This window comes from Streptomyces phytophilus (assembly GCF_013870535.1).
Lineage (GTDB): Bacteria > Actinomycetota > Actinomycetes > Streptomycetales > Streptomycetaceae > Streptomyces > Streptomyces phytophilus.
The window spans coordinates 1-4,887 of sequence record NZ_JACBXC010000392.1; the positions used below are offsets into that span (position 1 = coordinate 1).

Below are 4,887 nucleotides of genomic sequence, written 5' to 3' on the forward strand. Positions count from 1 at the left end.
CCCTGTCGCGCAGCCGGCCGAGGACCGTGCCCTCCTTGCTCTTGCGGTGGCCGCCGGGCGCGGTGTCCGTACGGGGACCCTCCAGCGCCGGTACGAGGGCCGCGCGCGAGCCCGTGTTCAGATGCAGCAGCGCCTCGTGGCCCAGGTACTCCACGTGCTCGACGATGCCGCTCATCGCGCACTCGCCGGCGCGCGCCAGCGACGGCCGGGCGATGCGCACGGCCTCGGAGCGCAGGCCGACGATCACCGGCCGGCCCTGCTGGATGCGGAGCATCTGGTGGTCGGGGGAGAGGGGGTCGGGCAGCATCAGGCTCTGCCGCCCGAGGTCGATGGTCATCCGGCCGGGCAGCGGGGCGTGCACGACGGCTTCGAGGAGGTTGATCCGCGGGGTGCCGATGAACGCGGCGACGAAGATGTTCTTCGGCAGCGCGTACGCCTCGCGCGGCGAACCGACCTGCTGCAGCACGCCGTCCCGCATCACGGCGATCCGGTCGCCCAGCGACATCGCCTCGGCCTGGTCGTGCGTGACGTAGACGGTGGTGACCGCCAGTTCGCGGTTGAGCCGGGCGACTTCGGCGCGCAGGTGGTTGCGCAGCTTGGCGTCGATGTTGGACAGCGGCTCGTCCATCAGGAACGCGGTGGGCTCCCGCGAGATCGCCCGGCCGATCGCGACGCGCTGCCGCTCGCCGCCGGAGAGCTGTGCGGGGTAGCGGTCGAGCAGGTCCTCGATGCCCAGCAGCCGGGCGGTGGCGTCCACGCGCGGGCCGACGTCGCCGCGGGCCTCCAGCTTGAGCGGGAAGCCGATGTTGTCGCGGTTGGTCATCCGCGGGTAGAGGGCGAAGTTCTGGAACACCATCGCCATGCCGCGCTGCCCCGGGGCCAGTTCGGCGGCGTCCTCGCCGTCGAGGAGCAACTGCCCCTCGGTCACGGACTCCAGCCCGGCGATCATGCGCAGCACCGTGGACTTGCCGCATCCCGAAGGGCCGAGCAGGACGACGAACTCGCCGGGCTCGATGTCGAGCGAGAAGCGGTCGACCGCCCGGATGCCGCGCTCGTAGACCTTGGTGACGCCGTCCAGCGATATCGCACGTGACATGGTGTTATGTTCCGTATTTCGGTGACAAGAATGCGGTAGGCGTGCAGAGTTGGGTTACGGGCCCCGAAAGATAGCGAAGTTCACCCGGGCTGGGAACGCCTTGCGCAGCCCCTCGCGCAGGTCGGCCCGCGAATGTGCCGGAACGGGCCTGAGGCCGCCCGCGCGGAGGGTTTCAGAGCAGTTCGCGCTCGTCCGCCGTCACGAGCCGGGTGCCGCCGCCGTCCTCCCGGCGGGCCTGCTCCAGCCGCAGCCGGGCGGTGTCGCGGCCGCCCAGGGTGAGCGTCATCAACTGGTTGCCGAACCAGGGCCCGCCGGTCTTGCGCCAGCTGATCGGCGGGGCCGCGAGGCGGCCGTGGCGGGCGAGGACCCGGCCGAGGAGCCGGCCTGCGCGGCTCCAGCCGAAGCGGAAGCCGGCCCTGATCGGGGCGGGGACGCTGTTGTGCATCGGCGAGCAGGTGAGCTGCGCGACCACCGGCCGCGGCCCCGCCTGCTCCTCCGGTTCCTCGCGTTCCTCGTGCGGCCGGTTCGGCTCGGCCACGTAGGCGTGGTGCACGTCGCCGGAGAGCACCAGCACCGAGGCCGGCGCCCGGTCGGCGCGGCCCACCTCGGCGATGAGGTCCGCGAGTTCGGCGAAGGACCGCGGGAACGCCGACCAGTGCTCCAGGTCCGCGCGCCGGCGCAGCTTCTCGCCCAGCCGTGCCCACCGCGCCCCGCGCTCACCGGCGCACAGCGCGGCGTTCCACCCCTCGGCGTCGTGCACCGCGGGCGGCAGCAGCCACGGCAGCGACGTGCCGATGAGGAGGTGGTCGTACGCGCCCGGGTCGGTCAGCGCCTGCCGGCGCACCCAGTCCATCTCGGCCGGGTCGACGAGCGCGCGGCTCTTCTCCTCCAGCACCCGCGCGGCGCGCGAGTCGACCATCAGCAGCCGGGTGCGCCCGAGGTCGCGGCGGTAGCTCCAGCGGACGGCGGCCGGGTCGGCGTCGGCGCGCTCGGCGAACTCCCGCAGCGGCTCCGTGCCGTCGCCGGCCGCGCGGACGGCCGCGTACAGCGGGTCGGCGGCCAACTCGTCGGGGGAGAGGTTGCCGAGGTGCTGGTAGACCCAGTACGACATGAGGCCGCCGAGGATCCGCTCGCGCCACCAGGGCTCGGCGCGGATCGACTCCAGCCAGGAGGCGGAGGTGTTCCAGTCGTCGATGACGTCGTGGTCGTCGAAGATCATGCAGGAGGGAACGCAGGCCAGCAGCCGGCGCACCTCGGGGTCGAGCCAGGACTCGTCGTAGAGGTGGGTGTACTCCTCGTAGTCCGCGATCTGGTCGCCCGGCGGCACGTCGAGGTCGCGGCGCCCGGCGAGGTAGTCGCGGGTGGCGGCGGAGGTCTCGTCCGCGTACACCTGGTCGCCGAGGAGGAGCAGGATGTCCGGCCGCTCGGCGTCCGGGTCGGTCTCCAGGCGGCGGGAGAGGGTGTCGAGGGCGTCGGGCCCGACGGGGTCGTGGCCGCCGCCGGGCTTGGCCGCCCAGCGGCAGGAGCCGAACGCCACGCGCAGCGCGGCGCCGGGGCGGGGGGTGCGGATGGTGCTCGCGGGGGCGCCGGGCAGCGGCCAGACCTCGTGGCCGTCGAGGAGCACGCGGTACGGGGTGGGGGTGCCCGGCGTCAGGCCGCTCACGGTGACGAGCGCGTAGTGGTGGCCGCCGACCTGCCAGGTGCGGGCGCTGCCCCCGGCGCCGTCCGCGCAGCGGACCTGCGCCTCGCACGGGCCGCCGGTCTCGACCCAGACGGTGGCGCGGGTGTCGTCGGCGTACCGCAGCAGCGGCCCGAGCCGCAGTTCCGCCATCGTCGCCTCCTGGTCCCCGTGGCCGCGCGCCACTGCGGGGGAACGCGCGGACCGGCCGGGAGGTTCCGCGGGCGCGGGCGCTTCGTGCCGTACGGGTCAGGCGACGGCCGGGGCGGGGACGGCGCGCCCGGGCACGAGCGACTCCAGCAGAGCCAGGCAGCGGGCGAACGACTGCCACTCGCGGTCCCGGTCGCCGTCCCCGTCGGCGTCCACGTCCGCCGGGCCGCCGGTCCCGGCGGGCGCGGTGAACCGGGACCACACGGCTTTGCCGAACGGCCCCGGGGCACTCCAGCCCCACGCGTCGCTGAGCGTCGCCACTATCTGCAGCCCGCGCCCGGACTCGGCGACGTCGTCCGCCTCGCACGGCGCCGGCACGCCCTCGCCCGGGTCGAAGACCGCGCAGACGACCTCGCCGCCGCGGCGTACGAGGGTGAGCGTGACCGGCTGCGGTTCGGCGACGGGCAGCGGGGGGCAGCCGGGCACTCCGTGGCGTACGGCGTTGGTCACCAGTTCGGAGACGACGCACTCGACGCTGTCGGACAGCTCGGCGAGATCCCAGTCACGCAGCGTGCTGCGGACCGTACGGCGGGCTTCGGCTATCGATCGCGGGTGGGCATCGAGGGCGCAGGCAGCGAACGCGGAGGCCCCGGCCCGCTCCCCGAACGCTGCCGTCATGCCGATTCCCCGATCATGATGTCGCCTTGGAACGTGCTGGTTGTTCAATGGTGAGTGATATGGACCTCCGGATGCAAGTACAGATGCACTTTCATCCGCAAGCACAGGTGCACGTCCCCCGGTAAGTCGGGCATACGGGCCGCGCCGGACCCGGGGCGGGTGCGGCGCGGACGCGTGCGGCGGCGGGTCAGTCACCCAACGCGTTCGCCGCCGTCGTCGTGAGGGTCTCGACGGCGTCGACCCCCTCCTCATAGGAGGGGTGGCCGTCGGAGAGGACGGCGACCAGGAGGGTGTGGCCGCCGTGCTCGACGCGGCCGATGCTGTTGACGTCCCACAGGCCCGTCGCCGAGCGCGGCAGCCAGCCGTTCTTCAGCGCGGCGGCCCCGGCGTCGTCCGCCGCCGCGGAGACACCCCAGCGCTGGTCGCCGACCACCGAGGCCATCAGCTTCTCCACGTAGTGCCGCGAGTCGCCGCTGAGCGGCGAGGCGCCCTCGCCGTACACCGCTTCGAGGAGCGCCAGCTGGTCGGCGGCGGTGGTCTGGGTCAGCCCCCAGGTGCCGCCGTCGCCGGGCTCGGTCCCGGTCAGGCCGAGGCGGTGGTTGGCCTCCGCGAGGCCCGTGCCGCCGCCGATGTCCGCCCAGAGCGCGTCGGTGGCGTCGTTGTCGCTGCTGCGTATCATCGCCGCGGCCAGCTTCTGCTGGGCGGCGCTCAGCTCCGTCCCGTCGTCCTGGGCCTGGAGCAGCAGGGTGGCGAGGATGTCGACCTTGACGATGCTCGCGGTGTCGAACGTGCCCTTGCCCGAGGCGTACGCGGCCGTCTCGCCCGAGTCGAGGTCCGCCACGGCGACGTCGTACGCGCCCGGAGCCTTCGGCAGTGCCTTGAGCGCCTTCGTCACGGCCTCGTCCGCGGAGGGGGCCGGAGCCCTGTCGCCCGCGGGGGCGTAGCGGACGTAGAGCGTGCGCGGGGCGGCGGCCTCCGCGGTGTTCCCCAGCAGAGGGGCGGAGGACGACGCGATGGCGGCGATCACGGCGAGCGTGCCCGCGGCGGCCGCCGCGGACCGCAGCGAGGGGAGGTTTCTCGACACGCTGCCGGAGGCTAGGCGAGCCGGATGCGGAAACGGCTGGGAACCAGATGAACATTCGATGAGAAAAGGGACAGCTGTGGTCTCCGTCGTGACCCGGCGTGACGCTCCCTGCGGTACCGGTCAGCGGATGATCGAAACGATGCGGCAGGCCGCCCCGGCGAGACTCCGGTCGCCGGCGACCTCGGCGCCGGCGAGGGCCGC

4 protein-coding genes are annotated in these 4,887 nt (G+C 73.9%); all 4 read right to left on the reverse strand.

Annotated features, from left to right (window positions below):
- Positions 1-1,096: ABC transporter ATP-binding protein (locus tag H5J30_RS17595; RefSeq protein WP_181788371.1), on the reverse strand; the 1,096-nt coding region annotated here is incomplete at its 3' end.
- A gap of 172 nt (positions 1,097-1,268) precedes the next feature.
- Complete coding sequence (locus H5J30_RS17600; RefSeq protein WP_181788372.1) at positions 1,269-2,927, reverse strand: alkaline phosphatase D family protein; 1,659 nt, start codon at positions 2,925-2,927, stop codon at positions 1,269-1,271.
- Positions 2,928-3,023: 96 nt separating this feature from the next.
- Positions 3,024-3,602, reverse strand: coding sequence for an ATP-binding protein (locus H5J30_RS17605; protein ID WP_181788373.1), 579 nt, complete (start codon positions 3,600-3,602; stop codon positions 3,024-3,026).
- 187 nt (positions 3,603-3,789) lie between these two features.
- Positions 3,790-4,686 carry a serine hydrolase gene (locus H5J30_RS17610; RefSeq protein ID WP_181788374.1) on the reverse strand — a complete coding sequence of 299 codons (897 nt, stop codon included), beginning with the start codon at positions 4,684-4,686 and terminating at the stop codon, positions 3,790-3,792.
- Positions 4,687-4,887 lie beyond the last annotated feature (201 nt).